This window comes from Oleiphilus sp. HI0067 (assembly GCF_001635735.1).
In genome coordinates this window covers 1-965 of sequence record NZ_LWFI01001308.1, presented here as the reverse complement: position 1 = coordinate 965, position 965 = coordinate 1, and the positions used below count along the sequence as shown (strand labels likewise).

2 protein-coding genes are annotated in these 965 nt (G+C 48.5%); both read left to right on the top strand.

The annotated features are described in order from the left end of the window. Positions 1-206, top strand: a 206-nt coding sequence (locus A3739_RS20175; protein WP_156502716.1) for a diguanylate cyclase domain-containing protein, incomplete at its 5' end; no start/stop codon positions are given. An 11-nt stretch (positions 207-217) separates the two neighbouring features. Beyond that, positions 218-874, top strand: a complete 657-nt coding sequence (locus tag A3739_RS20170) for a hypothetical protein (RefSeq protein WP_068502144.1) — start codon at positions 218-220, stop codon at positions 872-874. The last annotated feature ends 91 nt before the right edge of the window (positions 875-965 follow it).

Below are 965 nucleotides of genomic sequence, written 5' to 3'. Positions count from 1 at the left end.
AAACGATTATGTCGTTGCCACTTCATTTTAGAGCGCAGCGCGTTAAGTTAACCGTCTCATTTGGCTTGGTTGAGTTTCATGAGTGTGCGCATTTTTCAGAATTAAGCGTTAAAGCTGACCAAGCATTAGCGCAAGCAAAGAGACAAGGTCGAAATCAAGTATGCGTATGGCATGCAGAGGCCGATAAGAAGAATAGGGAAGAGTAAAGAGGTGGGCGATGTTCGAATTAACTTTCTACGGTGAGTTACAACCTGGTGCGGATTTAGACGACTGTAAAGCTAAGCTTGCGCAGTTATTTAAAGCTAATCCTGCACAGATCGAAAAGATGTTTTCAGGTCAACGTGTGGTGCTGAAAGGCAAGCTAGATCAAGCAACGGGTGATAAATATCTCGCTGCATTAAAAGCTCGTGGTGCAAAGTGTCAGCTTGAAAGCACAGATCAGCCAGCATCGTCTCCAGCTCCAGCTCCAGCTCCAGCTCCAGCTCCAGCTCCAGCTCCAGCTCCAGCTCCAGCTCCAGCTCCAGCTCCAGCTCCAGCTCCAGCTCCAGCAGCTGAACCTGAGTCTGAGTCTGAGTCTGAGTTACCTCTGCCAACGGTAGAAGAATCTGCACCTGCTGCACCCATGGTAGTAGAGAGTAAAAGTGGCTTGAATGTCGCGGGTGAAAAAGTGGATCAAATGCTATCGCATAGTGCATTAAGCCTAGACCCAGTAGGGGTAGATCTTGCCGAAAAAACCGAAGAGGTTCCCACTCCTGAGCTGAACGAATTAGATAATGTTTCGCTCGCACCGGCTGGTAGCGATCTTGGCCAAGAGAAAAAAGAAGAAGCAGCCGTCGTACCGGATATCAGCCATCTTTCGTTAAAGAGTGATTAAACCGCGTTATTCTTTTCATGATGTCATTGCCGCGCAGGCGGCACAAAAGCGCTTTAGCGCGTTGAACGACAAAAAGTCGGCCCGAAGGGTA